This window comes from Ruegeria sp. HKCCD6647-2, assembly GCF_057221075.1.
The window spans coordinates 402,156-427,254 of the sequence record NZ_JBWVBD010000005.1; the positions used below are offsets into that span (position 1 = coordinate 402,156).

Consider the following 25,099-nt stretch of genomic DNA (forward strand, 5'->3'; position numbering starts at 1 on the left):
CCACGAATTCTTACCAAGCTCGACCCGTTGTAATTTTTTGTTCGAGTATCGCCATGTTCAGGTCATTCAAGGCATTGTCCGCCCGCATTTCAGGTTCAGTTTCTTCCGAAACGCCTCAGACGATGATGCCGGATGAAACCACCCCTCTTTATGAAAAGCTGAACATTCCGGTTGCGAAACCGGGAACTGACGAAGTGGTCGGCCGTCAGGCGATTGAACGTGGTCGCCACCTGGCCCGCCAGGACATGTGGACCGAGTTGTCACAGGAAATGCGCGCCGCAGATCAGATGCGCAAAGTCGCGCCCTGCGGACAACCTATCGCCGACCTGCTGGCTTATGGTGCCCGCGCTGACGTCGTGACGGCGGTTGAACATGCGTTATCCCAAGGTACGGCCATCGCCGATTATGATCTGCTGTGCGGAATCTCGGAGCTTGAGACCGAATTGAAGGATCACGCAGGTGATCCGATGATTGGTGTTGTCGTCGCCCTGGCGCATATCGATTTGGCCTGGGCATGGCGCGGGACAACGCGAGACACGTCGTTGCACCCGCAGCACTGGTCGCGCTGCGCCGCTCATTTTGACCGGGCTGCTGCCCTTTTGCCCGCTTGCCGTGCGTCAGCACCGGACAGCCCGTTGGTTGCAGCAGCAGAATGTGCCTTGCTTGCGGGCCAGAGCCGGGCTCAGACCCGTGTGGCCGACAAGTTCGAGGAACTGATCGCACTGGATCCGAACAATTACCGACACATGCGCGCCATGGGCAGCCATCTTCTGCCCAGCCTGTTCGGCACCTATCAGGAACTGGAGGTTCAGGCCCTGCGGAACGCTGCACGCACGCAGGATGTCTGGGGCGCCGGTGGTTACACCTGGGTTCAGTTCGACGCGATTGCATTGGATCCGGTGGCCTGCGCGCGCGTAGATGTCGAGTATTTCATTGAGGGTCTGCACGACATCGTCGCGCGGCGATCGGATCAGCAGATGATCAATCTGCTGGCTGCCTATTGTGCAATCACCCTGCAAAAAGGTAAGGGCCTGAACGATCAGGCTGACCTTGCCCGGTCGCAGATCCGTGAAGCTGCCGACTGGCTGATCCGGGATCATATGACCGAGCTGCACCCGCTGATCTGGGCCCACGCGGCGGATGGGTTCAACAACAGCATCCGCATCCAATCGCCCGAGCGTTTCGCGGCGCGTGGACACCGTGACGCCCTGCAGGCAATTGCAGATCTGTTCCGCGATGAGCTGCGCAGCGGCAAAAGCGTTACCTTCACGCCCTCTGGGCTGCATTTTTCCAGCAATTAAGCGCACCCGCCCTCGGCACCCGGATTTCCATTATTTGCGCCCATTCCCCCTTGCCCCTTTGGGCAGGCGGGCCTAATACGCAGGCTTAGACTTCTGCGGATAAGAGGCGCGCCATGCTCGACCTGACCTACGAAATGCCCAAACCGAAAACCATCGCCGGGGCCAAGCACGATTGGGAACTGGTGATCGGGATGGAAGTACATGCGCAGGTCTCATCCAATGCCAAGCTGTTCTCGGGCGCGTCGACCCAATTCGGGGCCGAGCCGAACGCGAACGTGGCCTTCGTGGATGCCGCAATGCCGGGTATGTTGCCGGTGATCAACGAATTTTGTGTCGAACAGGCTGTGCGCACAGGGCTGGGCCTGAAAGCGGATATCAACCTGAAATCGGCCTTCGACCGCAAGAACTACTTCTACCCTGACCTGCCGCAGGGTTACCAGATCTCGCAGCTCTACCACCCGATTGTGGGTGAAGGAGAAGTATTGGTTGAATTGGGCGACGGCACCGCGCGTATGGTGCGGATCGAACGCATCCACATGGAGCAGGACGCGGGTAAATCGATCCACGACATGGACCCGCATATGTCCTTCGTCGATTTGAACCGGACCGGTGTCTGCCTGATGGAGATCGTCTCGCGCCCCGACATCCGCGGCCCCGAAGAGGCCGCCGCCTATATCGCCAAGCTGCGCCAGATCATGCGCTATCTGGGCACCTGCGACGGCAACATGCAAAATGGTAACCTGCGGGCGGACGTGAACGTCTCGATCTGTCTGCCGGGTGCGTATGAGAAGTATCAGGAAACGCAGGACTTCTCGCATCTGGGCACCCGCTGCGAGATCAAGAACATGAACTCGATGCGGTTCATCCAGCAAGCAATCGAGGTCGAAGCCCGCCGCCAGATCGCCATCGTTGAAGCCGGTGGCGAGGTCGAGCAGGAAACCCGCCTGTACGACCCGGACAAGGGCGAGACCCGCTCGATGCGATCCAAGGAAGAGGCGCATGATTACCGCTATTTCCCCGACCCCGACCTGCTGCCACTGGAGATCGAGCAGGCATGGGTCGACGACATCGCTGCACGGTTGCCCGAACTACCGGACGAAAAAAAAGCGCGTTTCATCACCGAGTTTGGCCTGACCGACTATGACGCTTCGGTTCTGACCGCCGAAGTGGAATCGGCTGCCTATTTCGAAGAAGTCGCCAAGAACCGTAACGGTAAGCTGGCTGCGAACTGGGTGATCAACGAACTGTTTGGGCGTCTGAAAAAAGAAGACCACGACATCACCGAGTCCCCCGTGTCTCCGGCACAGTTGGGTGGGATCATCGACTTGATCGCCTCGGACGCAATTTCGGGAAAAATCGCCAAGGACCTGTTCGAGATCGTCTATACCGAAGGCGGCGACCCGGCGCAGATCGTTGAAGAACGCGGCATGAAACAGGTGACCGACACCGGTGCCATCGAGGCTGCACTGGACGAGATCATCGCGGCAAATCCGGCGCAGGTCGAAAAGGCCAAGGTGAACCCGAAGCTGGCAGGCTGGTTCGTGGGTCAGGTGATGAAAGCAACCGGCGGCAAGGCCAACCCCAAGGCCGTGAACGAGTTGGTGAGCAAAAAACTGGGATCGTAATACCTGCGCTCTTGCAGAATTTGACGGAGTCAGGCCATCGGCTTGACTCCGTTTCTGTTTGCGCTCTTTCTTCGGCACCAGAGAGGTAAGGTATCATGCAGAACAGATTTGATCGGGAACTCGAAGATCGGCTTGTCCGTTACGCAGCCATCGACAGTCAAAGCGCGGAGACGTCCCCAACGACACCCAGCACCGAGATCCAGTTCGACATGTTGAATCTGTTGAAACAGGAACTGACCGAGATCGGCGCGCAGGATGTGGAACTGACAGGGGATAGCGTCGTTGTGGCCACGATTCCCGGCACGGCCTCCGGCCCGACCATCGGGTTTCTGGCGCATGTGGATACTGCGCCCCAGTTCAACGCGACGGGCGTCAAGCCGCGCGTCATCAAAGGCTACAACGGCGGTGACATCACCTTTCCCGACGACCCGGAACTGGTTCTGTCACCCGACGAACACCCCTATCTGGCGCAGAAGATCGGGCACAACCTGATCACCGCTTCGGGCACGACCCTTTTGGGTGCTGATGACAAAGCGGGCGTGTCGATCCTGATGACCATGGCACGGCACCTGATCGAGAACAAGGACGTCGCACACGGCCCAATCCGCATCGCTTTCACACCCGACGAAGAAATCGGGCGCGGCGTGACCAAGCAACTGCCCAAGGATTTGAAGGCCGATTTTGCTTATACGCTGGACGGCCAGGAAGTCGGCGAAATCGAGTACGAAAGCTTCTCGGCCGACCGGGCGGTGATCAGAATCCAAGGTGTCTCGATCCACCCCGGACTGGCCAATGGAAAGATGGTCAATGCTGCTCATCTGGCCGCCAAGATCGTGCAAACCCTGCCGCAGGCGACGATGACGCCCGAAACCACCGACGGGCGCGAAGGCTTCATCCACATCACCGACATGAACGGCGGGTCTTCCGAGATGGAGATCAAGCTGATCTTGCGCGATTTCGAGCTGGACGCGCTAAAGGCGCAGGGCGATCTGGTGCGGCAAGTCTGCGCCGCTGTACAGGCCACGGAACCGCGCGCCGTGATCACCTGCGAGATTAACCACCAGTACCGCAACATGCGCTATTGGTTGGAGAAGGACATGACACCTGTCGATCTGGCCCGCGAGGCCTGCCGCGACTTGGGGGTCGAGCCTATCTCGGTTCCGATCCGGGGCGGCACGGATGGGTCTCGCCTGACCGAGTTTGGCACGCCCTGCCCCAATATCTTCACGGGCATGCAATGCATTCACGGGCCGATGGAATGGATTTCCGTGCAGGACATGGCGCTGGCCACCGAGCTTTGTCTGTCTCTGGTCGGCAAGGCAGCGCAGGGTTCCGGCAACAGTGCGGGCTGAATTTCGCCGGTGCGCGAAGTTCGCTTTTACCTGCGCGCCAAAATGTTAACGTGCCGGGACATGGCAATCAGGACCGATTGATGCAGCGTTACGAATACAAAGTTGTTCCTGCCCCTCAAAAGGGCACCAAAGCCAAGGGCGTAAAGACACCTGAAGGGCGCTTTGCCACCTCGATCGAGCAATTGCTGAACCAGTTGGGCAAGGACGGTTGGGAGTATCAGCGGGCCGAGTTGCTGCCCAGCGAAGAACGCACTGGGCTGACCGGATCAACAGTGAACTGGCGCAACGTGCTGGTGTTCCGCCGGGCTTTGGAACCCGTTCTTGCCGAACCGATGCCTGCGGACGATCAGGCCGACGAAGAGGAAACACCGCAAGTCCGCCCTGTTCCCGGGCCGGAGGAAACCTTGGGCGTCAAAGACGCATCAGTGTCCGCCCCTGCCCCTATTGCTGCCGAGGTTAAAGACCCGCCGCTGACGCTGAAATCATCCGACGAAGACCACGCGAAGGATGATGAGGACACTGTTCTGAAAACCTGACGGCTCTGTTCCGCAGAATATTTTTCGATCTGACGCAGAGTTTGCGTCGCCTCGGTCACGCGGGTGTGGAGTGAACGTGATCTCAAAAAGGTCCAAGCTGAACATGGACTCTTTGGGAGGTTGCAATGTCTGTCACACGTCGCGGTTTCGCCGGTCTATTGGGAGCCAGCCTCGTCGCCCCCGACATCCTCTGGGCACAGGAAGACCCGGTGCTCATGGCGGTTCGGTCTACTTTGTTCGGAGGCCGGACTGATTTCGAAGCGGGAATGGTATTTCTGACCCAACGTGGCAACCCGGACGTGGTGCCCGCCCTGCTGACCGCGATGCGTTATGGCAGGCGGCGCGAACGCGACATTGCCGAAGTGATGGAGGCGCTGACCGGCCAGAAACTGGGGACCGACTGGTTCGAATGGATGCTTTGGCAGGAAAGAAACCCGCAGATCGCCCCTCACCCGTCGCTGATCCCGTTCAAACGAGAGGTTCTGTTGGGCATAGATCAGAATTTCGACCTGTTTCTGCGGCCGGAGTATCTTCAACGCGACAAGATGAAAATCCGCCTGGAAGAGGTAACATGGGGCGGGGTCACCAAGGATGGAATTCCGTCGCTGGACAATCCGAAGCTGATCTCTGCCCAATCCGCCGATTACCTGAGGGGCGATGATCTGGTTTTTGGTGTGGCAATCAACGGAGACGTACGGGCCTATCCGCTGCGGATCATGGGTTGGCACGAGATGTTCAATGAGGTGATCGGAGGTGTTCCCGTTGCGCTGGCTTATTGCACACTGTGCGGATCGGGCATTCTGTTCGAAACAAAAGTGGCCGGACAGAGACGGCCTTTTGTCTTCGGCTCATCAGGGTTCCTTTATCGATCCAACAAGCTGATGTTCGACCGCCAGACGCATTCCCTGTGGAATCAATATACAGGCAAGCCTGTGGTTGGCCCACTTGCCGACAGCAGCATCGAGCTGAAACAGCGCCCGGTGGTTATTGCCGACTGGGACAGTTGGAAAACGTCTCACCCCGACTCGAAAGTCCTGTCACTAAAGACGGGGCATCGTCGCAATTATGGATCTGGCGTCGTCTACCGGGACTATTTCGCCTCAAGCGAGCTGATGTTCCCGGCGCTGGTCGATCAGTCACAGCACAGGCAGAAGGATTATGTGTTCACCGTTCGACAATTCGGAGCCGCGCGCGCCTGGCCGTTGGACGCATTCAAGGGAAAGCCAGTGATTAACGACGCGACAGGAAACCGGCCACTGGTGTTGATCGGCGATCCATCCAGGCGCAGTGTCCGGGCATATGAACGCGTTTCGCATCAGTTCACCGCCACGGCTGGTGGATTGCAGGACAAGTCTGACCAGATCTGGACCATCACCGAAGAAGCCTTGATTAGCCCGGATGGCACACGTCTGCCTCGGGTGGCGGGTCATATCTCGTACTGGTTTGCCTGGGACAATTACCTGGAAGACGCCGCAAGCGTTTATGGCGGGTGATTACGAGTGCTCTTCGGCCGCTGTGGCCGCAAGCGCCCGGTTATAGGCCTTGAGCGCGTCAACGTGATAAAGCGCGCCCACGGGCTCTTCGGCATCTTCCGCGTCTCTGACAACAACTGGGATGCATGGAATGTCAGCGCGATCGAAATAGGGCATGGCGGCCTCCAACGTGGCACTGGCTTGGACACATAAGCCTTGTTCCATCAGCGCCAGCGCCTCCTCCCTTGTGATCGAACGCGGATCGCCTATTGGCCGCATCACGGCCCCCGCGCGTAACATCGCCAGCAGATAGGCCTGCGGTCCTGCCGCAAGGTGCACGTTGCGGCGCTCCAGTTGGGTCAGGAAGAAGGAACGGTCCACAAGACGCGAGGCCAGCGCGGTGGACATCGAGACCGAAACCATCACGGCCAGACCGATCTGCCAGTCTCCGGTCAGTTCGAACACGATCAGCGTGGTCGAGATCGGCGCCCCGAGCACCGCCGCCGCAACGGCACCCATTCCGGCGAAGGCATAGAGCGTGTGCGTACCCGATACGTCAGGCAGCAGACCGGTTGCAATCAAACCAAAGGCCAACCCGGTCAGAGCACCGATCATCAGCGACGGCGAAAATACCCCGCCGCCCATACGCCCGCCCATGGTTATGGCTACAGCCACAGTTTTGATCACTGCAAACAGAATGGCAGTTGTCAGCACCAGATCTCCGGCCAGCGCGCGGATCGTGGTTTCGTAACCGACACCAATGATATGCGGAAACCAGATCGCCAGAAGGCCCAGCATCGCCCCCGACACCGCCGGACGCAGCCAACGCGGCAAAGACAGACGGTTCTGGACATGGGTGCCGAAATCCTCGGCAAAAAAGATCGACCGCATCAGCAGCAGCGACACCAGCCCGCAGATCAGGCCAAGGATCAGAAAGGCCGGTAGTTCCACGTAGAATTGCAGCGATCCCGGCGTTTCCAGTCGGAATTCAGTTACGTCGCCATATTCCAACCGGTTGATCACTGTCCCTGCAACCGACGCAATGACGATCGGCGCAAAGGCGTGCACCGCGAAATGGCGCAGAACCACCTCCAGCGCAAAAAGCGCTCCGGCAATGGGCGCGTTAAAGCTGGCCGAGACGGCCGCAGCGACGGCACACCCCAACAGATCGCGCCCAGTAATACCATCGGCGTGGATGCGATTGCTGACCCAGGTCGAGATCACACCTGCAGCATGCACGACCGGTCCTTCCCGTCCCGTGGAGCCACCGGAACTGAGGGTTATGAGCGAGGCAAGAAACGAGGCGACACCTGCCTTGGTTTCGACACGGCCATCGGTGAGGGCTGAACCTTCGATCACATCCGCAACGGATCGCACACGGCCGTCATCGGTGAACTTATGCAGGATGATGCCTACGATCAGGCCACCGACGATGGGTGTGATCAGGATCAGAATCCAGGGTAGTTTCTCGGCGTGACTGTGCAGCAGAAGGATATCTTCTGTGTCGTAGATATAAGCCTGCAGCGCCCGGATGCCCTTTCGGAACCCCAGTGCCATGAAGCCTGCCGCAATTCCGATGGCCAGCGCGATGAACCAGAATTGAACCTGACTGGGACCACGGTGGCGCAATACCCGCCACGCGTCTTTGAGCGCCGCAATGGCCTGGTTCAACTGGTTACGCAAAACAGTGCGGGTGGACTGGGTCATCTGCGCCCTTTGGACATCTCGTACTCCTTACTAAGCCACGCGAGGGGCGTAGAAAAGTCGGATCACACGCTTTTGCAACAGGTGTGGTTTCAGGCGTCCAGAAGCGCCCGCGCGGCCGCGCGGGCCTGATCGGTAATCGTGTCGCCCGCCACCATTCTGGCGATTTCGTCCACGCGATCTGAGTCGGATAGAGGCAGAACGGTCGACAGGGTCTGGCCATTCGCCACTTGTTTCTGCACCCGCCAGTGATGTGCTGCGCGCGCGGCGACCTGCGGTGAGTGTGTTACCACCAGTACCTGCCCGCCCTGCGCCAGCGACGCAAGACGCCGCCCAACCGCATCCGCTGTGGCACCGCCAACCCCGCGGTCGATCTCATCAAAGATCATCGTGCGCGCACTGTCTGCGCCGGTCAGGCAGACTTTGAGCGCCAAAAGAAAGCGGCTCAGCTCACCGCCCGATGCGATCTTGTTTAGCGGTCCAGCAGGGGCACCCGGATTGGTCGCGACCGTAAAGGCCACTGCATCAGCGCCCTCCGGGCCGGGATCGGCGGGCGTGATTCCCGTTTGGAACACCGCGCGCTCCATCTTCAGCGGTGCAAGTTCTGCCATGACCGCCGCATCCAGTTGCCCGGCTGCCCTTCGTCGTACCGCGCTGAGGTTTGCGGCCGCAGTTTCGTATGACGCTTCCGCCGCGTCGACAGCAGCCCGTTTGTCGGCCAGATCTGCGTCTCCGGCCTCCAGCCTGTTCAGCCTGTCCCGCAAGGTGTCGGCGAATGGACCCAATTCGTCTGGCGCCACTTCGTGCTTCCGCGCCAGGGCCCGGATTGCGAACAGGCGCTCCTCGGTGCTTTCCAGCTCTGCCGGGTTGAAATCCAGCGCTTGAAGGCAGTTGTTCACACCGTCCTGCGCCTCGCCCAGTTCGATCATTGCGCGACCCAGCGCTGCAATTGGCTCCTCAAGCTGGCCACCGGCGTTATCCGAGACACCTTCGAGCCAGCGCATGGCATCCGCCATGGCCCCTTCGGCGCCTTCACTGCTCAGAAGTGAGTAGGCACGGGCAACGTCATCGCGGATGCGTTCCGCGCCTTGCATCATGCGGCGGCGCGCGTCGAGATCCGCATCCTCACCCGGCTGCGGGTCAAGCTGATCCAATTCAGCGACTGCATGGCGCAGAAACTCTTCTTCGCTGCGCACGGCGGCAAGCGCAGCTTCGGTCTCGGCCAGCGCTTTACGACTGCGGGACATTTCATTCCAGGCTATGCGCACGGCGGACAGTTGATCATCTGCCCCGGCATAGGCATCCAGCATCGCGCGATGGCCGCGCGGATTCAGCAGTCCACGATCATCATGCTGGCCATGCAATTCGATCAGAGTTTCCGACAGCGCCCGCAGCACCTCGCCCGAGCAACGGCGGTCGTTGACCCAGGCGGTCTTACGCCCCTCTGCCGTGTTGACGCGACGCAGGATCAGTTCCTCGCCATCCGGCAGGCCTGCTTCGGCCAGCACAGCATGGGCGGGGTGGTCGTCTGACAGTTCGAATTCGGCCACGACTTCACCCTGCGCCGCACCTTGGCGCACCAACTCGGCGCGGCCACGCCAACCCAAAACAAACCCCAGAGAATCCAGCAGGATCGATTTCCCTGCGCCCGTCTCGCCAGTCAACGCGTTCAGACCCGGCTGAAACGTCAGTTCCAACCGGTCGATGATCAGCATGTCGCGTATATCAAGGGCGCGCAGCATCGGGTCTTCAGCGTCCCAAGCCAGAAGCCATGGCGATTACAACCACTCACCTTTGATCGTCTGGCGGTAAATCTGGCTGAGCCAGTTGTTGCCGCGGCTCTTGGCGTCCAGCCCGCGCGAGGTCAGCAGCTTGTAACCTGCCTCATACCACTCAGAGGACTGGTAGTTGTAACCCAGAATTGCGCCAGCCGACTGCGCCTCGTCCACCAGACCCAGCGACAGGTACGCCTCGATCAGACGGTAAAGCGCTTCGGCCGTGTGGGACGTGGTCTGGAAATCCTCCACCACAACACGGAACCGGTTAATGGCGGCCGTATAGTGATCCTGACGCAGGTAATAACGCCCGATCTCCATCTCCTTGCCGGCCAGATGGTCGAAGGCGAGGTCGAATTTAAGAACCGCCGATGTCGCGTATTCGCTGTCCGGGTAAACCTCGATCACTGTGCGCAGGGCCTGAAGGGCCTGGAACGTCAGCCCCTGATCGCGGCCAACTTCGTCAATCTGGTCATAGTAGCTGAGCGCCAGAAGGTATTGTGCGTATGCAGCGTCTTCATCTGCGGGATAAAAGTCGATGTAGCGCTGCGCCGCTGCGCGGCTTTCAGCATAATTGCCGTCCGAGTGGAACGAGAAAGCCTGCATGATCAACGCACGTTTTGCCCAGTCTGAATAGGGGTACAGGCGTTCGACCTCGGAAAAATACCATGCCGCATCGTCCGAGCGATTCTGCGACAGTTCGTATTCACCGCGTGTATAAATCTGTTCGGGGGTGAACCCTTCGAGGTTCTGAGTGCGATCGGCACCTCTGTTGCCGAACAGGCCTCCGGCATTGCCGCATGCCGTCAAAGTTGCTGCCAGAAGAACCGCGCCCGCGAATCTGACTGCCGCTTTGGTGCCAACCATTCCGCCCATCCTTGTCGTCTTGCTTATCGGGGTTCGCCCCGGATCGGGCCTTGGTCTAGCACATAAAATTCCGGTGCAAAACGCCTTATGCGCGCAGTGACGCAAATGTCGTCCGAGTTGATCAGATCACGCAACCTGTGGAATTTCGCTGCGAACAAGCCCTTGCCCAGGCAAACGCGCTGCCTGTTCAGGAGTACACAGAACCGGACGCACAGCCCCGGGGGTTTCGAACAGCTTGCGCAGCAGCGTATTCGTCATCGAATGGCCGGACTTTTCGCCCGTGAACCGTCCCAGAATCGGACCGCCCGCCAGATACAAATCACCCAGAGCGTCCAGCATCTTGTGGCGCACGGCCTCATCGTCGTGGCGGAAGCCGCCGGGGGTCAGAACCTCGTCACCCTGTACAACGACAGCGTTTTCCAGTGTGCCACCCAAGGCCAGCCCATTTTCCCGCATGGCTTCGACATCGGTACGGCGGCAGAAGGTGCGGCTGTCGCACAGTTCACGCGCGAACGTTCCGTTGCGCATGTCCAGCGTCTTGGTCTGGTTGCCGATTGCATCATCTTCGAAGTCGATGTGGAATTCGATCTCAAGCCCGTCAGCCGGAGCAATCGAGGCCCGCGCCCCTTCCCGTTCCACCGTTACCGGCTTGAGCACTTCGTAGGCCAGAACCGGGCTGGCCTGGCGGCGCACGCCCTTGGCCATGATGCCGTGCACGAACTCGACCGACGATCCGTCCATGATCGGAACCTCAGGCCCGTCAATCTCGATCAGCGCGTTGTGAATGCCGCATCCCGCCAACGCGGCCATGATATGCTCAACAGTCGACACCGAAACGCCCGCATCGTTTACCAGACGGGTACAAAGCGGCGTGCGCTCGACCACATCATAGATCGCGGGGATCAGCGCATTGCCCAGCTCTATGTCAGTCCGTTTGAACCAGATTCCGTGACCGGCGGCGGCCGGTTTCAGAACCATGGTTGCAGGCTTGCCACCGTGCAGCCCGACGCCTTTGAACGTGACTGAGGATTTGAGCGTATGTTGCAATGTGAACCTCGGCGAGTGGTGTCCAGCCTTTATCTGGCTGTGTTGCACCCCAACTAAGGAAGGCGCGGCAAAGGCTCAACTCACTCTTTGCAACCGAATGAAACATGTATGTGACAGATCGGCAAAACCCTGCTCACACCGTGTTAGGATATTGTTTTTACAATAAAAAGGGCCGCCAAATGGCGGCCCTTAGAATAGATTTTGTGACCGGTATCAGTTGGCCTGACGGCGCAAAAACGCGGGAATCTCGATGCGTTCCTGGTCCGGATCGGCTTCTTCCCGAGCAGGTGCCGTAGCGTCAGCTTGGCGGAAAGAGGGCTGCTGCCGCACTGGCTGAGCCGGAGTGTCCGCCGCGTGACCCGTCATACGGTCGATCAATCGATTGAACCCAAAACGGGGGCGTTCCTCTGCCGCCTGCTCGGGTTGTGGCGTCGGTTCCTGCGGCCGCTCAGCTGCCATCCGCGCCCGTGCAGCCGGGACGTTCTTGACCGCCGCCTGCAAGCGTTGGATCGCTTCGGGCGACGGCGTTCCCGGCAAATGGCCGCGTTGCGCATCATAGCTTTCCGGCGCCGGTTCTTCGACTTCCGGTTGCGGTTCGAACTGCGCCGCTGCGGGCTGGTAAGCCGGTGGAGGCAGGCCATCATCATCCCGCGCGGCAGAAGCGGGCTGTTCCTCGTGCCAACCGGGCTTGAACTCGACATCCTCGATCGATTCAAACAACGAAGGCGCGATGTTACCATTTTCTTCGGAGGCCGCCACTTCGGCAGCCGGGGCTTCTTCACGCGCGGCTTCTTCCGCCGAAACGGTCCGGGTCAGCGGTGCCGACATCGAACGGCGTGCGACCGGTACATCCTCGGACTTTTCGCTGGCATCGATGCCGGTGGCGACAACCGACACGCGCATACCGCCTTCCATCGCGGTGTCGAGGGTCGAACCGACGATGATGTTCGCCTCCGGGTCCACTTCTTCGCGGATACGGTTGGCAGCTTCGTCCAATTCGAACAGGGTCAGGTCGTGCGAGCCAGTGATGTTGATCAGCACACCTTTCGCACCCTTCAGGCTGATTTCGTCCAGCAGCGGGTTGGCGATGGCCTTTTCTGCCGCCTGAATTGCGCGGTCTTCGCCGGTCGCTTCGCCGGTGCCCATCATCGCCTTGCCCATCTCGTCCATCACGGCGCGAACGTCAGCAAAGTCGAGGTTGATCAGGCCGGGGCGAACCATCAGGTCGGTCACGCCCTTGACACCCTGATACAAAACGTCGTCGGCCATCGAGAAAGCCTCGGTAAACGTGGTCTTTTCGTTGGCCAGGCGGAACAGGTTCTGGTTCGGGATGATGATCAGCGTATCGACGACCTTTTGCAGCGATTCAACGCCGTCCTCTGCCTGGCGCATCCGCTTGGCCCCTTCAAACTGGAAGGGTTTGGTCACAACGCCAACAGTCAGTACACCCAGTTCACGCGCTGCCTGCGCGATGATCGGGGCCGCACCGGTACCCGTACCGCCACCCATGCCTGCGGTGATAAAGCACATATGCGCGCCAGCCAGGTGATCGACGATCTGCTCGATGCTTTCTTCAGCAGCTGCTGCGCCGACCGTGGGACGAGCGCCTGCACCCAGACCTTCGGTGACTTTCACGCCCAGTTGCACCCGTGCGGAAGATTGACTTTGCTGCAGGGCCTGCGCATCCGTGTTGGCGACCACGAAGTCGACGCCATCCAGCTGCTTTTCAATCATGTTGTTGACAGCGTTGCCGCCGGCACCGCCAACGCCGAAAACTGTAATCCGTGGCTTCAATTCATCTTGCCCGGGCATCGAAAGATTCAATGTCATGCTCTGTCCGCCTGTATTATTGACCCGCCAAAGCGGTGTTTTTCTGACCTATCCGAGCTCGAGTCTACATTTCGAATCCCCAAACGTCACGCCAAAAATCGCGAAAAACCACAAAATATGGAGGAATTAAGGCGGCAAACAGCGGCATTTCGCTTTCATCGCCAGATGTTGCGGCACAACACTAAACCACCACAACACACGCCACCACTCGCATTGCATTTCAGGCAATGCGTCGCACGATGCAGTTCGTCATCTATCCGGCAAAACTGCTCAATGTCCTGCCACAGACCTCTGTCGGGCCTTGTGGATATCTTGAGGGATAAATTACCTGTCTGCAACCCGTTTCTTCAACTAATTGGGGTACTTGGGCAGGACAGACCTTTTTCGGAGACGCCGCGAACTTCCTGAATCTCTGCGCCTGAAAAAGTGGCCAGCCGCACCATCAGACGATCCTGATGCAGAAACGGCCACCAACAAACAGGAATACCATCCGAGTCATTGTCGTAGAGAAAACAGATCTGCCCATTTGGTGTCGTGATCTGACCATAGACGCACGCGTCTCCCTGCCCCCTCCAGACCGAGAGCGAATGGCTGATAAACTGCTCGGTCCCGACGAGATCTCCGCTGCGAATTTCATAAAAATCGACCGTCTTGCCCTGCACGGCGTTCAGAAAAGCCTCAGGCGTGATCCGAGATTGAGCCGTTGAAATGTGGGGGGTCAGTGCAAGCCCAACCACGGCCCCAATTAATGTTCTACCAATTGTCACGGAACCACCGCACTGCGCGTTTGAAAGGGCGCGCCGCGTAGGTGTCGACCGGAATTTCAAAGTCCCACCATTCATCTTGCGGATGTGCGGCAAACAGGCTCAGCCCCACCACCGACGAAAAGCTTGGCCCGGTGGCTGACTGAGGCAGTCCGTGAACGCGCAGAGGACGCCCCAGACGCACGCGCTGGCCGAGAATGCGGCTGGCCAATCCATCGAGACCCATGATCTGACTGCCGCCTCCAGTCAAAACGATCTGCTGACTAGGCATGTGGTCAAACCCGGCAGCGTCCAGGCGGATACGGACCTCTTCCAGGATTTCCTCGACACGGGGGCGCATGATGCCGATCAGCTCGGCGCGGCTGACGGTGCGCCGGTCGTGCTCCCAGTCGCCGGTATCGCCCCCGATATCAATCAGGTCGCGATCATCCGCGCCGGTCGCATGAACGCCGCCATTGAAGGTCTTGATCCGCTCAGCCACAGCCGCCGGGACACCCAGCCCCATGGAGATGTCCGAAGTCACGTGATCGCCGCCCATACGCACACAGTCGGCATAAATCATGTGCTTTTTCATAAAGATCGACACGCTGGTCGTGCCGCCGCCCATGTCGATACAGGCCGCGCCCAGTTCCTGTTCGTCTTCGACCAAAGCGGAAATCCCGGAGACATAAGCCGAATTGGCAATTCCCGCTAGTTCCAGATCGCAACGCTTGATGCACCGCACAATGTTCTGGATGGCCACCGCATCGACGGTCAGCATGTGCATGTCCACAGCCAGAGTCTGCCCCAGTTGGCCTCGTGGGTCCGTCAGGCCCGAGCGATTATCCAGCGCGAAATTCACCGGTTGGGCGTGGAGCACTTCGCGCCCTGCCCCGTAGTCCGGCACGTCGCAGGCGTTCAGAACACGGCCAACCTCGGCTTCGGTCACCAGTTGTCCTTCCAGATCGACCTGGGCATCCAAGCCATACGAGCGCGGGTTTGCACCCGAGAAACAGGCGATGACGTGATCGACGCGGATGTCGGCCATCTTCTGCGCCGCTTGCACCGCCGTGCGGATGGCGCGTTCGGTCTCCTGCATCGCGGTGACCTCACCGAACTGCACCCCGCGCGAGCGAGTTGTGGCGGCACCGATGACGCGAAACCCGGTCTGTCCCGCCATCGAGCCAATACCGGTGTCCTCGTTCAATCGACCTGTACCGTCAAAACGCAGTACGAGGCAGGCGATCTTAGAGCTACCGACGTCCAGAATGGCAACGACACCTCGTTGCATCGCCTGCCGGCGCATCTGACGCATTGCCCGTTGGGACTGATACAGATCGGTCATCATTGTCGTTATTGCCCGTTACCCACTGCCACTTTTGTATTCCACCAAGCTTCGCTGGCGTTTTTGTTCATTCTTATGGTCGGTCTCTGACCCAGCCGCATGTCAACCACGGCCACGTCACGTTCCAGAAGATCCTGTACCTCATTCACAGCCAGCACGCGTTCCAATGCGCGTACCGGTCGGTCCACCGGCAGCATGATACGCTGACCACGGTCCAGAACCAGATCCCAGCGCCGCTCACCTATGCGCACAAGGCCGCGGACGCGGTTGCCCAGACTGCGGGCCGTCGTCAGGATCTCAAGCGCCTGGGGCACATGTTGGTCTGCTCCTTTGCCCGCCATCAGGGGCAGAGCACCATGGTCCGTCCGGGATGCGACACGTTTGACGTGAGCACCGGTTTCATCCAGCAACTCGATCCCGTCGCGGGTGCGCCAGACGACGACCGGTTGCCGCTCGACAACGTCGACCTGAAGGATACCGCCCGGGCGAATGCGCACCGTCGCTGATTTCACAGGGTCCAATCCGGTGATCGTATCGCGGATCTGCTCGACATCCAGATCCCAGGAACTGATCGGGAAATCCAGCGGGACGACCTCGCGGATGTCCTCGGACAGTCCGGTGCCCGCCCCGTCGATCGCCATGAGGTTAACCATGAACTCGGGGCGCTCCTGGATCGAGGTCTTGATGTCGGCAATGTAAGCCCCCACTGCATCACGCCGTTCTTCAGATGCCAGATAGAATCCAATCGCCGATGCTATGGCCAGGACCGGAAGTCCAAATTTCATGCCTCGACGAATACCGGGCGTCAGCATCCAGCGCTGAAGGCGATAGCTGAGACGCGACGGCGCCGGGTCCGACTGCCGCGTGGCGCGGCCAAAGAGTTTCGCGCCGCGCAGACGCAGCTTTGGTTGCGCTTCGGTCTCGGTCCCCGGGGCCGACCGGAATTTGGCATCAGGCCCGGCCAGAGGCTTGGTTCGGAGGATGACAGGCGCACGGGTGGCAGTCAGCGGTCGCATGAGGCGTCCTCCACCATCCAGGCGCAGAGCTGACCGAATGTCATGCCCAAATGCTCGGCCTGTTCCGGCACCAGCGAAGTGGGCGTCATCCCCGGCTGCGTGTTGGTTTCCAGCAGGAAAAGGCCGTCTGCGCCCATGCTTTCGTCCCACCGGTAGTCGGTGCGGCTGACGCCCTTGCATCCCAACGCATCATGGGCCCGTACAGCGTAGTCCATGCACCGGTCGAAGATATCCTGAGGGATCTCCGCCGGCAGCACATGCCACGATCCGCCGGGCTTGTACTTGGCATCGTAGTCGTACCAGCCACCATTTGTCATGATTTCGGTCACTGTAAGCGGTCGGTCGCCCATGACGGTCGCGGTCAATTCGCGGCCAGCGACGTATTTTTCGGCCATCACATGTTCGGGCATGTCGTCAGACAGCTGCGGCGGGCCGTTGGCGCTTTCATGCACGATATAGATGCCGACGCTGGAACCTTCGTTGTTGGGCTTGACCACGTAGGGAGGTTGCATCACGTGCGCTTCGATGACCTCGACCTTGGGCACGATCACGCTTGGGACAATCGGCAGACCTTTGGTTTGGTACACCTCTTTGCTGCGCTGCTTGTCCATGGCCAAAGCCGAGGCCAATACGCCGGAATGCGTGTAGGGAATTCGCATCCATTCCAGCAGCCCCTGCACACAGCCATCCTCGCCCCAACGGCCATGCAGGGCGTTGAAAACCACATCCGGCTTGATGTCCAAAAGGCGCGCATAGAGGTCAGGACCCGCGTCCAGTTCGACCACTTCAAAGCCTTCTCCCACTAGGGCGGCTGCGCATTCGCGCCCGCTGCTGAGAGACACCTCGCGCTCAGCCGAGGGGCCGCCCATCAATACCGCCACTTTGGGGTTTGTCCTGCTCGACAGTCCCACTTCGTGCGCCTCAATGTCCCCGGACCTTATGTGGTGGCCCGTACTGCGTTTATGCCTTTGATCCGTCGCCTGAATTTGCCTGTTTTGGTCTGACGGTCGGGGCTTTAATCTGTCAGCGGATCACCGACCCGCATGATTTCCCACTCTAGCGTGATGCCGCTTGTTTCGTAAACCTTTTTTCGCACTTCTTCTCCCAGCCCTTCAAGGTCAGCGGCCGACGCGTCACCCGTATTGATCAGGAAATTCGAGTGCTTTTCGCTCATCTGCGCACCGCCCCGGATCGCGCCGCGCATTCCGGCATCGTCGATCACTTTCCACGCCTTGAGGTCATGGACATCGTCGGCCCGCCCCGTGGACGAAAACCCGGCCGGATTGCGAAAAGTAGACCCGGCGCTGCGATCCTTGGTCGGCTGAGTCTCATCCCGCTTTTTCAACTGCGCTTCCATGCGGGCGTGCAACTCATCCGGTTTGCCTGTGGGGCCTTGAAACGTAGCCGAAACCAGAACCGCACCTTCGGGCAGGTCGGACTGACGATAGCGAAAGTTCAGGTCTTCGGGCGTGAGGTCCACGACCTCTCCTTGCCGGGTGACAATGGTCGCCTTGCGCAGCACGTCTGCCGTATAACTGCCATAGCATCCCGCGTTCATTCGCACCGCCCCACCGATGGAACCGGGAATGGTGCGGAGGAATGTCAGGTCAACACCCGCGTCCGCCGCCCTGCGTGCCACATGCGCATCCAGAGCCGCAGCACCAGCAGTGACTGTATTGCCGTCGACCGAGATATCATTGAACCCGCGGCCCAATCGGATCACCACGGCACGCAGCCCGCCATCACGAACGATCAGGTTCGAGCCGACTCCCATTGGAAAGACCGGAGTTCCGCCCGGCAAGTCCCGCAGAAAGTTCTGCAAGTCTTCGATATCCGCCGGCTGGAACAGAAAATCCGCCGGACCGCCAACCCGCAGCCAGGTGAAATCTGACAGCTTGCGCGCCTGCGACAGGCGCCCGCGTGTGGCCGGCATCGAGTTCATGTGTTTGCCCGAGCCGCCAGACTACGCCCGCCAACACCGCCCATAATCGCGGCAAACAAGAAGGGCAGAACACCCGCCGTGAGCCAAACCAGTGGGCCAAAGGCTTTTTCCTCTTCACCGGTTCCGATGCTTGCCAGTATGACGATCAGCACCAGCCCGACTGCTGATGTCAGGCCGATCAGCCACAACAGGCCAGGCAGACCGATCCAACGCCCGGCGACGAAACCAGCGACCGCGCCGAGGACAAAGGTCATAAGCGGTAAATAGGCAAGAGTGGCGGCGTTCACCATGGCAGATCTCCTGAAGCTGGCCAGTTATTTGTCAGCCGCCTTCATGCCCTGCATTTTCGACTTTGTCCAACGGGTCAGGTAAATCACCGGCCAGCGCAGCACGGACATGCCCGCGGCGAGTACGACCAAACCGACCAAGGGGCCGTTTTCATAGGTGACAAAGCCCAGAATTGGGACCCCGACGGCAATCAGGAAATAGGCGCGGGTCCAGTGGTTGTCCTTGCTGGGGATCATCGCCAGAACATTTGCTGTCAAACCCCAGAGCCCGGCAAGTGCGATTGACCAGCTCATTTCTGCGCCTCCCGCCCCGTCCATTTACGCCAATAGTAGCGCAGAGGATAACGGAACATCGAAGTGAAGGCCGCCAAAGCCAGCACCGAGATGAACCAGCCAAAATCATATCCCAGCCAGATGATCAGAAACGGCGCGCAGATCAGCAACACGATGCCCGGAGGAAACTGCATCCGCATTGGCAGCATGGCCACGATAGTGGCGCAGATCACCCAAAGGGCGGAAAAGATCATCGAATAGTCCATCAGTCCCCTCCCGAGGGCACACGTTGATAGCGGACAGGATATCACATCTATGGGTTGTGCAGTGCAACTCGGGCACGTCAATTTTTCAATTACTTGTTACGTGAACGTGGCCCCCTTGCCCATCGCCCGAGAAAAAACCCAACTAACAATACAGGCAATGAATAGACAAGCAAAAGGGAGGAAAACCTGAGCGTTGTCGCCTCGATTGAAGAAGAAGCGATGAAATACTCATAACCTAGCCAACCAAGGAACAGCAGGGTCAGGGAACCGAACAACCAGTTTGGCAAAACACCAAAGCAAGCCCCGATAAGTGGCAAGACAATAAGAACAAGAAACGACACTTAACCGCGCAATCTTTCAGGCAATCCGTTTGCCCAGGCGCTGATCGTACCCGCGCCCAAACAGACGACCATATCTCCAGGGCGGGCCTGTTCGCGCACGAGGCGCTCCAGATCGTCCTCGTTGAGAATCGCACGGGCATGACGGTGACCGTGACGGATCAACCCCTCGACAAGGTCGTCACGGCTGGCGCCTTCGATCGGATCTTCTCCGGCAGCAAAAACCTCTGCAATTGCAACAACATCGGCATCATTGAAGCAGGTGCAGAAATCGTCAAACAGGTTCGACAGCCGCGAAAATCGGTGCGGTTGGTGCACGGCGATAACACGGCCTTCAGTCGCCTGACGCGCCGCTTTAAGAACCGCCGCGATTTCGACCGGGTGGTGGCCGTAGTCGTCGATGACAGTCACGCCGCCGATCTCTCCCACCTTGGTAAAACGGCGATTGACGCCGCCGAAATTGGCCAGCGCATCGCGTATTTCCGAAGCTTTCATGCCCAGATGACGGGCAACCGCCGCCGCCGACAGCGCGTTCGAAACGTTGTGGTCCCCCGGCATCGGCAGGGTGCAGCCCTCGATCACCGTGTCTTCGTACTGAAGGTGGATGTCGAAATGCGCGATGCCACCCTTGTAGGTCAGGTTTACCGCGCGCACATCCGCCTGTGCGTTGAACCCGTAGGTGCGCACCCGGCGGTCGGTGATGCGGCCCACCAGCGTCTGAACCTCGGCGTGGTCCGTGCAACAGACTGCGAGGCCGTAGAACGGGAGGTTCGAGACAAACTCGTAGAAGCCGTCGCGCAGAGTGTCGAAGTCACCCCAATGCTCCATATGCTCGGGGTCAATATTGGTGACGATAGCAATCGTTGCAGGCAGTCGATTGAACGAGCCATCGGATTCGTCGGCCTCGACCACCATCCATTCGCCCTGCCCCATCCGGGCGTTCGACCCGTAAGCATGAATGATACCGCCATTGATCACGGTTGGGTCAAAATCGCCCGCCACCATCAGTTCGGCCATCATCGTGGTCGTGGTCGTCTTGCCGTGCGTTCCTGCGATGGCAACGTTGGACCGCAGGCGCATCAGCTCGGCCAGCATGTCGGCGCGGCGGACGACGGGCAGACCCTGAGCCCGCGCCTCATCCAGTTCGGGGTTGCCCGGTTTGATGGCGGTCGACACGACGACCACGGCGGCGTTTTTCAGGTTCTCGGCACGCTGGCCCAAAAATATCTCGGCACCCAACGCGGCCAGACGGTCGGTGATCTTTGACGTCTTGAGGTCGGAACCCTGCACCCGATAGCCCAGATTCAGCAGCACCTCGGCAATTCCTGACATCCCGATCCCGCCGATCCCAACAAAGTGAATCGGTCCTACGTCCTGCGGCAATTTGGTGGCTGGATTCATGTGGTCTCCTTCTGCGCCAGTTGTTCGACGAGGGCGACCAGACGCTCGGTGGCGTCAGGCGCCCCGACCGACAAGGCGGCATGGGCCATTTTCTGTGCGGCTTCGGGGTTGGTCAGAACTGCGGTGATTTGCTCTGTCAGCGCGGAAACGTCAAGCGCATTTTCAGGGATCATGATCGCCCCGCCTGCCTGAACCAGCCCACGTGCATTTGCTGTCTGGTGATCGCCAGCGGCAGCAGCGAAGGGGATCAGGATCGACGGGCGACCAATGACCGAGATGTCGGCGACGCTGGACGCTCCGGACCGAGAGATAACCAGCTGCGCTTCGGTCATGCGACGCGGGACGTCCTGAAAGAATGGCTTCACCTCGGCCACAATACCGTGATCGGCGTAGAAAGCGGTGACACGTTCCGCGTCCTCGTCGCGGGCCTGATGCGCCACGCGGATGTGGCCGCGCAATTCGTCGGGCAGCGCGGCGATGGCATCGGGCACCACGTCACTCAGGATACGGGCCCCCTGCGAGCCGCCCATCACGAGGATCGACATCGGGTAGTCGCCCGGAGAAATGTAAGCGGCTGCGGCACGGTCCAGAACGGCGGCGCGCACCGGGTTACCGGTGTGGACACCGTTCGCGCCGTCGGGCAAGTCGGTTGGCCAAACACCGCAGGCCACGTTGGCCACACGCGTGGCGAATAGCTGGTTCACGCGCCCCAGAACACCGTTCTGTTCATGGATCATACGCGGGATCTTCAACATGGTCGCTGCACCCAGCGCGGGGATCGACGGATAACCGCCGAATCCTACGACAACATCCGGTCGATCTCGCATCATCTGAAGCGCCATGCTGGTGACGCCACCTGCGATTTTGGGCCCGGCCATTGCCTTGGCGGCCAGCCCGCCGCGGGCGAAGGTGGCAGATGACGCCTCGGTGATTTCGGTCGAATGGGGAAAGCCCCCGGTATACCTCGCGCCGCGCGCGTCGGTGGACAGACGCACGCGCCATCCTTTGTGCAGCATCGCCTCGGCCAGCGCCTGCGCGGGGAACATGTGGCCCCCGGTGCCGCCAGCCGCAATCAGAAGGTAGGGTTTGCTCATCAACCTCGCCCGCGTAGAATTTCGCCAAGCTCACCCTGTGGGCGCGTTCGCGTGAAGGCCAGCAGCATGCCCACCGCGATGCCGCCCGCGATCAGCGACGAGCCACCATAGCTAACGAACGGTAACGTCATGCCCTTTGCTGGCAAAAGGCGCACGGCAACGCCCATATTGATCATCGCCTGAACACCGAACATGCATGCCAGACCTGTGCCCGCGAGACGAATGAACATATCCCGTTCCCGCATCAGCCGCAGCAATGAGCGAACAACGATAATCGAATACAGCGCGATGATGATCAGCACCAGGATCAGACCGTATTCTTCAGCGGCAACGGCTATGATGAAATCCGTATGGGCATCGGGCAGCGACCATTTCACCTGCCCCTCTCCCACGCCAACTCCAAACAGGCCACCTTCGCGGATGGCGTTGGTGGCATAGCCAAGCTGGGTGGTCGGATCGACCTCTTGGTTCAAAAATCCGTCGATGCGGCGGGCGAAATGCTCGGAATTCGAATAGGCAAACATGCCGCCCAGAACGACAAATCCTGCCATACCGACCAACAACAGCATGGGTGCCCCTGCCACGAAATACATTACGCCCCAACCAAAGAGGATCAGACAGGCCTGACCAAAATCGGGCTGCATTACCAGCATACCCACAATGGCCATGCACAGCGCAAAGGACCACAAGCGTCCCGGTGGGCCGTTAATCTCTTGCGAAGCGGCCAGTAACCACGCCGCGACCACGACAAAACCGGGCTTCAGGAACTCCGAAGGTTGCAGTGCAGCAAAGCCAAGTGAATACCAACGCACCGCCCCTTTCCCAAAATCGGTGCCAAACACCGGAAGGAAGACCAGAGCCACGAAAGCGGCCAGAAAACCCAGCACAGCCAGACGCCGCACCAAGGTTGGCGACATCATCGACGTCAATAGCATGGCAATCAGCGCCAAACCCCCGAACAGGGCCTGGCGCTCGACATAGTGGAACGGATCGAACCCGTTTCGCCCGGCAAGGGGCGGCGACGAGGCCAACCCAAGCAACAACCCAATCACAAACAGGATCAGAACACAGGACATTGTCCAGCGATCAATCGTTCGCCACCATTTTGGTAGAATCGGTTCGCCGCGCTGGTTCTGGACCGCGCCATACACCATCTCAGTCATGAGATACCGCCACTATCTGCCTCGTTAACGTCCCGTTTTCGGGATCTGATTGAGAGTCTACAGTGAAACTTTCGTTCAGGCCAGCGTCTTGAATGGGCGGTCCGGCAAAAACAGGCCTATCGAAAGTGCCCTTGTCAGATCATTGCGACCTGATCGCAAACCAGCGCAGAGCTTACACTTGGCAGACCTTCACGTTTCCCGGGCAAGATATGTGAATCAGTCGCCGCCGTTCCTTACGGCCAACCGTTCGAGGTTGATGACGGTTGAAAGCATGATCCGATCATGGCTCCAGTCATCCGACTGCTGCATCGAAGCCGATCCAAAGGCAAGCAATGCGGCAAAGACCAGCGTGAACCCCAGAACCAATACTTGCAGGTTTTGCTGCCGCATCGGTGCATCGGCCAAGGCCAGCACGCGCTGCCGCAGCACCCGTTTGGCGCGTCCACCGTCCACGAAGGCCACGTTAAGAACATTGGGTCGTTCCTTGCCGAACGTTCGTGCACAGTAATCCAGAAGGCAGTTCGCGTAATCGGCTGCATCCAGACGGCGACGCGCGACAATGGATTGGTCACAACCCAATTCCCTGAGCCGTTCGAACTGATATTTCAGAAGTGGATACGCCGGGTTCCAGAAAAACAAGGGGCGCAGGCATTCCAGAATAAGCTCCCATTCCACGTCCCCCGCCCGCACGTGTTGGAATTCATGCGCGATGGCAAAGCGCAATTCCCTGGGTTTGTCGATCAGGTGGCTTGGCAGAACAACATGACGGCGGCGCAGACCGCGCACGGCAAACGGAACAAGGATGCGGTCAGAAAGTCTTACATCAACTTTGGCAGATTGCCGCCATAGAAAGCTTGAGTTGATCGTTTCGCGAATGCGCATAGCGGCAACCACGACGCGGATGGTTAAGATCACTGCACCGATTGCCATCGCCGCCAGCAAAGCGGTTGCGGCAAAAGAGCTGCCGTTAAGAAGCCCATCAATCCAACGTTCGCGCGTGTTTAAAAGTACCTCGAACTGCGTGGCCGGCAACGCAATCTCTCCTCGCAGATAAGCCGCCACGGCAAGGTCGCCCAGCGCCACAGCCCGACCCGGCCAGAAAAACTCGACAAGGACCGAGCAACCCAAAGCCAGAACAGGACTGAGCAGAATACAGGCCAGAAGCACCTTCAGGACACGAAGCTGACCGAAATAAGCGTACCTCATAGAGGTGCGCGCAAAAACAAATCGAGCCGCGAACCAGATCAGCAAAGACAAAACCAGAACCAGATTCAGCTCCAGATAAAGATCGAGAACCGGTTTAACCGCCGTCATTTTGCAGTCTCCTTTCTACCAGTGCTCGAATTTCCTCCAGATCAGCTTCACTCAGACCCGCGTCGTCGACCAGCCGCGCGACCAACGTCGCGGGTGTGTCGTCAAACAGTGTTCGCGAGAGGTTCTGCAGCGACCGCGTCTGGTACCTGTCCTTTTCCAGAAGCGGTTTGTAAATCAGCGACTTGCCGTCCTTGTGGCTTTCGACAAATCCTTTCTCGTCGAGAATGCGCAAGATCGTTGCGCCGGATGTATAGGCCAGATTTCGTTCGGGCGGCAGGCGATCCAAGACATCGCGGACCGAACCCTGACCCAGAGCCCAAAGCTCATTCATGAACTCAAGCTCGACTTCGGTCAGAAGGTTCGTTGTCTTTTTCTTTCGCATCGGTCCAGGTGTCGCCATTTTTGGTA

Annotated in this window: 23 protein-coding genes; 5 read left to right on the forward strand and 18 right to left on the reverse strand. The window is 59.4% G+C overall.

Features of this window, described 5'->3' with window-relative positions; all coding sequences use genetic code 11:
- The first annotated feature begins 53 nt into the window (after nt 1-53).
- The 5 genes from AC2TDJ_RS15840 (at nt 54) to AC2TDJ_RS15860 (ending at nt 6,307) form a co-directional block, all read left to right on the forward strand.
- Nucleotides 54-1,301, forward strand: a complete 1,248-nt coding sequence (locus tag AC2TDJ_RS15840) for a hypothetical protein (protein WP_480843576.1) — start codon at nt 54-56, stop codon at nt 1,299-1,301.
- Between the two features lie 113 nt (nt 1,302-1,414).
- Nucleotides 1,415-2,926 carry an Asp-tRNA(Asn)/Glu-tRNA(Gln) amidotransferase subunit GatB gene (gene gatB / locus AC2TDJ_RS15845; RefSeq protein WP_480843578.1) on the forward strand — a complete coding sequence of 504 codons (1,512 nt, stop codon included), beginning with the start codon at nt 1,415-1,417 and terminating at the stop codon, nt 2,924-2,926.
- Between the two features lie 95 nt (nt 2,927-3,021).
- Nucleotides 3,022-4,278, forward strand: a complete 1,257-nt coding sequence (pepT, locus tag AC2TDJ_RS15850) for a peptidase T (protein ID WP_480843580.1) — start codon at nt 3,022-3,024, stop codon at nt 4,276-4,278.
- A gap of 80 nt (nt 4,279-4,358) precedes the next feature.
- Nucleotides 4,359-4,814: a DUF4177 domain-containing protein gene (locus AC2TDJ_RS15855; protein WP_480843582.1), complete on the forward strand. Its 456-nt coding sequence runs from the start codon at nt 4,359-4,361 to the stop codon at nt 4,812-4,814.
- Between the two features lie 125 nt (nt 4,815-4,939).
- Nucleotides 4,940-6,307 carry a DUF3179 domain-containing protein gene (locus tag AC2TDJ_RS15860; RefSeq protein ID WP_480843584.1) on the forward strand — a complete coding sequence of 456 codons (1,368 nt, stop codon included), beginning with the start codon at nt 4,940-4,942 and terminating at the stop codon, nt 6,305-6,307.
- Here AC2TDJ_RS15860 and AC2TDJ_RS15865 read toward each other — a convergent pair whose 3' ends face one another.
- From AC2TDJ_RS15865 to AC2TDJ_RS15950, 18 genes are all read right to left on the reverse strand, one after another.
- Nucleotides 6,308-7,993 carry a chloride channel protein gene (locus AC2TDJ_RS15865; RefSeq protein ID WP_480843585.1) on the reverse strand — a complete coding sequence of 562 codons (1,686 nt, stop codon included), beginning with the start codon at nt 7,991-7,993 and terminating at the stop codon, nt 6,308-6,310. It lies immediately after the preceding gene.
- Between the two features lie 89 nt (nt 7,994-8,082).
- Complete coding sequence (gene recN, locus AC2TDJ_RS15870; protein ID WP_480843587.1) at nt 8,083-9,732, reverse strand: DNA repair protein RecN; 1,650 nt, start codon at nt 9,730-9,732, stop codon at nt 8,083-8,085.
- A 36-nt stretch (nt 9,733-9,768) separates the two neighbouring features.
- Entirely contained in the window at nt 9,769-10,632 is an 864-nt protein-coding gene (locus tag AC2TDJ_RS15875; RefSeq protein WP_480843589.1) for an outer membrane protein assembly factor BamD, read from the reverse strand.
- A gap of 126 nt (nt 10,633-10,758) precedes the next feature.
- Nucleotides 10,759-11,679, reverse strand: a complete 921-nt coding sequence (gene lpxC / locus AC2TDJ_RS15880) for a UDP-3-O-acyl-N-acetylglucosamine deacetylase (RefSeq protein WP_480843591.1) — start codon at nt 11,677-11,679, stop codon at nt 10,759-10,761.
- A gap of 213 nt (nt 11,680-11,892) precedes the next feature.
- Nucleotides 11,893-13,509, reverse strand: coding sequence for a cell division protein FtsZ (ftsZ, locus tag AC2TDJ_RS15885; RefSeq protein WP_480843593.1), 1,617 nt, complete (start codon nt 13,507-13,509; stop codon nt 11,893-11,895).
- Between the two features lie 347 nt (nt 13,510-13,856).
- Nucleotides 13,857-14,276 carry a hypothetical protein gene (locus AC2TDJ_RS15890; protein ID WP_480843594.1) on the reverse strand — a complete coding sequence of 140 codons (420 nt, stop codon included), beginning with the start codon at nt 14,274-14,276 and terminating at the stop codon, nt 13,857-13,859.
- Entirely contained in the window at nt 14,263-15,597 is a 1,335-nt protein-coding gene (gene ftsA / locus AC2TDJ_RS15895; protein ID WP_480843596.1) for a cell division protein FtsA, read from the reverse strand. Before ftsA ends, AC2TDJ_RS15890 begins: the two co-directional genes overlap by 14 nt.
- Nucleotides 15,598-15,605: 8 nt before the next feature.
- Nucleotides 15,606-16,613, reverse strand: a complete 1,008-nt coding sequence (locus AC2TDJ_RS15900) for a cell division protein FtsQ/DivIB (protein WP_480843597.1) — start codon at nt 16,611-16,613, stop codon at nt 15,606-15,608.
- Nucleotides 16,601-17,524 carry a D-alanine--D-alanine ligase gene (locus AC2TDJ_RS15905; RefSeq protein ID WP_480843599.1) on the reverse strand — a complete coding sequence of 308 codons (924 nt, stop codon included), beginning with the start codon at nt 17,522-17,524 and terminating at the stop codon, nt 16,601-16,603. The genes AC2TDJ_RS15900 and AC2TDJ_RS15905 overlap by 13 nt, the downstream gene beginning before the upstream one ends.
- Nucleotides 17,525-17,628: 104 nt before the next feature.
- Nucleotides 17,629-18,555: a UDP-N-acetylmuramate dehydrogenase gene (gene murB / locus AC2TDJ_RS15910; protein WP_480843601.1), complete on the reverse strand. Its 927-nt coding sequence runs from the start codon at nt 18,553-18,555 to the stop codon at nt 17,629-17,631.
- Nucleotides 18,552-18,845: a hypothetical protein gene (locus AC2TDJ_RS15915; protein WP_480843602.1), complete on the reverse strand. Its 294-nt coding sequence runs from the start codon at nt 18,843-18,845 to the stop codon at nt 18,552-18,554. Before AC2TDJ_RS15915 ends, murB begins: the two co-directional genes overlap by 4 nt.
- A gap of 24 nt (nt 18,846-18,869) precedes the next feature.
- Entirely contained in the window at nt 18,870-19,136 is a 267-nt protein-coding gene (locus AC2TDJ_RS15920) for a DUF2484 family protein (RefSeq protein ID WP_480843604.1), read from the reverse strand.
- Nucleotides 19,133-19,381 (reverse strand): DUF2484 family protein, encoded by a 249-nt coding sequence (locus AC2TDJ_RS15925; RefSeq protein WP_480843606.1) that lies wholly within the window; start codon nt 19,379-19,381, stop codon nt 19,133-19,135. The genes AC2TDJ_RS15920 and AC2TDJ_RS15925 overlap by 4 nt, the downstream gene beginning before the upstream one ends.
- A 341-nt stretch (nt 19,382-19,722) precedes the next feature.
- Nucleotides 19,723-21,120 (reverse strand): UDP-N-acetylmuramate--L-alanine ligase, encoded by a 1,398-nt coding sequence (murC, locus tag AC2TDJ_RS15930; protein ID WP_480843608.1) that lies wholly within the window; start codon nt 21,118-21,120, stop codon nt 19,723-19,725.
- Nucleotides 21,117-22,214 carry a UDP-N-acetylglucosamine--N-acetylmuramyl-(pentapeptide) pyrophosphoryl-undecaprenol N-acetylglucosamine transferase gene (locus AC2TDJ_RS15935; RefSeq protein WP_480843610.1) on the reverse strand — a complete coding sequence of 366 codons (1,098 nt, stop codon included), beginning with the start codon at nt 22,212-22,214 and terminating at the stop codon, nt 21,117-21,119. The genes murC and AC2TDJ_RS15935 overlap by 4 nt, the downstream gene beginning before the upstream one ends.
- Entirely contained in the window at nt 22,214-23,377 is a 1,164-nt protein-coding gene (gene ftsW / locus AC2TDJ_RS15940; protein ID WP_480843612.1) for a putative lipid II flippase FtsW, read from the reverse strand. The genes AC2TDJ_RS15935 and ftsW overlap by 1 nt, the downstream gene beginning before the upstream one ends.
- A gap of 216 nt (nt 23,378-23,593) precedes the next feature.
- Nucleotides 23,594-24,691, reverse strand: coding sequence for a M56 family metallopeptidase (locus AC2TDJ_RS15945; protein ID WP_480843614.1), 1,098 nt, complete (start codon nt 24,689-24,691; stop codon nt 23,594-23,596).
- Nucleotides 24,678-25,073: a BlaI/MecI/CopY family transcriptional regulator gene (locus tag AC2TDJ_RS15950; RefSeq protein ID WP_480843616.1), complete on the reverse strand. Its 396-nt coding sequence runs from the start codon at nt 25,071-25,073 to the stop codon at nt 24,678-24,680. The genes AC2TDJ_RS15945 and AC2TDJ_RS15950 overlap by 14 nt, the downstream gene beginning before the upstream one ends.
- Between the last annotated feature and the right edge of the window lie 26 nt (nt 25,074-25,099).

What these genes read in the sequence shown, in the direction of transcription:
- AC2TDJ_RS15840 (WP_480843576.1), top strand. Translation starts at nt 54, where the DNA reads ATGTTCAGGTCATTCAAGGCATTGTCCGCCCGCATTTCAGGTTCAGTT.
- gatB (WP_480843578.1), top strand. Translation starts at nt 1,415, where the DNA reads ATGCTCGACCTGACCTACGAAATGCCCAAACCGAAAACCATCGCCGGG.
- pepT (WP_480843580.1), top strand. Translation starts at nt 3,022, where the DNA reads ATGCAGAACAGATTTGATCGGGAACTCGAAGATCGGCTTGTCCGTTAC.
- AC2TDJ_RS15855 (WP_480843582.1), top strand. Translation starts at nt 4,359, where the DNA reads ATGCAGCGTTACGAATACAAAGTTGTTCCTGCCCCTCAAAAGGGCACC.
- AC2TDJ_RS15860 (WP_480843584.1), top strand. Translation starts at nt 4,940, where the DNA reads ATGTCTGTCACACGTCGCGGTTTCGCCGGTCTATTGGGAGCCAGCCTC.
- AC2TDJ_RS15865 (WP_480843585.1), bottom strand. Translation starts at nt 7,993, where the DNA reads ATGACCCAGTCCACCCGCACTGTTTTGCGTAACCAGTTGAACCAGGCC.
- recN (WP_480843587.1), bottom strand. Translation starts at nt 9,732, where the DNA reads ATGCTGCGCGCCCTTGATATACGCGACATGCTGATCATCGACCGGTTG.
- AC2TDJ_RS15875 (WP_480843589.1), bottom strand. Translation starts at nt 10,632, where the DNA reads ATGGTTGGCACCAAAGCGGCAGTCAGATTCGCGGGCGCGGTTCTTCTG.
- ftsZ (WP_480843593.1), bottom strand. Translation starts at nt 13,509, where the DNA reads ATGACATTGAATCTTTCGATGCCCGGGCAAGATGAATTGAAGCCACGG.
- ftsA (WP_480843596.1), bottom strand. Translation starts at nt 15,597, where the DNA reads ATGACCGATCTGTATCAGTCCCAACGGGCAATGCGTCAGATGCGCCGG.
- AC2TDJ_RS15900 (WP_480843597.1), bottom strand. Translation starts at nt 16,613, where the DNA reads ATGCGACCGCTGACTGCCACCCGTGCGCCTGTCATCCTCCGAACCAAG.
- murB (WP_480843601.1), bottom strand. Translation starts at nt 18,555, where the DNA reads ATGAACTCGATGCCGGCCACACGCGGGCGCCTGTCGCAGGCGCGCAAG.
- AC2TDJ_RS15915 (WP_480843602.1), bottom strand. Translation starts at nt 18,845, where the DNA reads ATGGTGAACGCCGCCACTCTTGCCTATTTACCGCTTATGACCTTTGTC.
- AC2TDJ_RS15920 (WP_480843604.1), bottom strand. Translation starts at nt 19,136, where the DNA reads ATGAGCTGGTCAATCGCACTTGCCGGGCTCTGGGGTTTGACAGCAAAT.
- AC2TDJ_RS15925 (WP_480843606.1), bottom strand. Translation starts at nt 19,381, where the DNA reads ATGGACTATTCGATGATCTTTTCCGCCCTTTGGGTGATCTGCGCCACT.
- murC (WP_480843608.1), bottom strand. Translation starts at nt 21,120, where the DNA reads ATGAATCCAGCCACCAAATTGCCGCAGGACGTAGGACCGATTCACTTT.
- AC2TDJ_RS15935 (WP_480843610.1), bottom strand. Translation starts at nt 22,214, where the DNA reads ATGAGCAAACCCTACCTTCTGATTGCGGCTGGCGGCACCGGGGGCCAC.
- ftsW (WP_480843612.1), bottom strand. Translation starts at nt 23,377, where the DNA reads ATGACTGAGATGGTGTATGGCGCGGTCCAGAACCAGCGCGGCGAACCG.
- AC2TDJ_RS15945 (WP_480843614.1), bottom strand. Translation starts at nt 24,691, where the DNA reads ATGACGGCGGTTAAACCGGTTCTCGATCTTTATCTGGAGCTGAATCTG.
- AC2TDJ_RS15950 (WP_480843616.1), bottom strand. Translation starts at nt 25,073, where the DNA reads ATGCGAAAGAAAAAGACAACGAACCTTCTGACCGAAGTCGAGCTTGAG.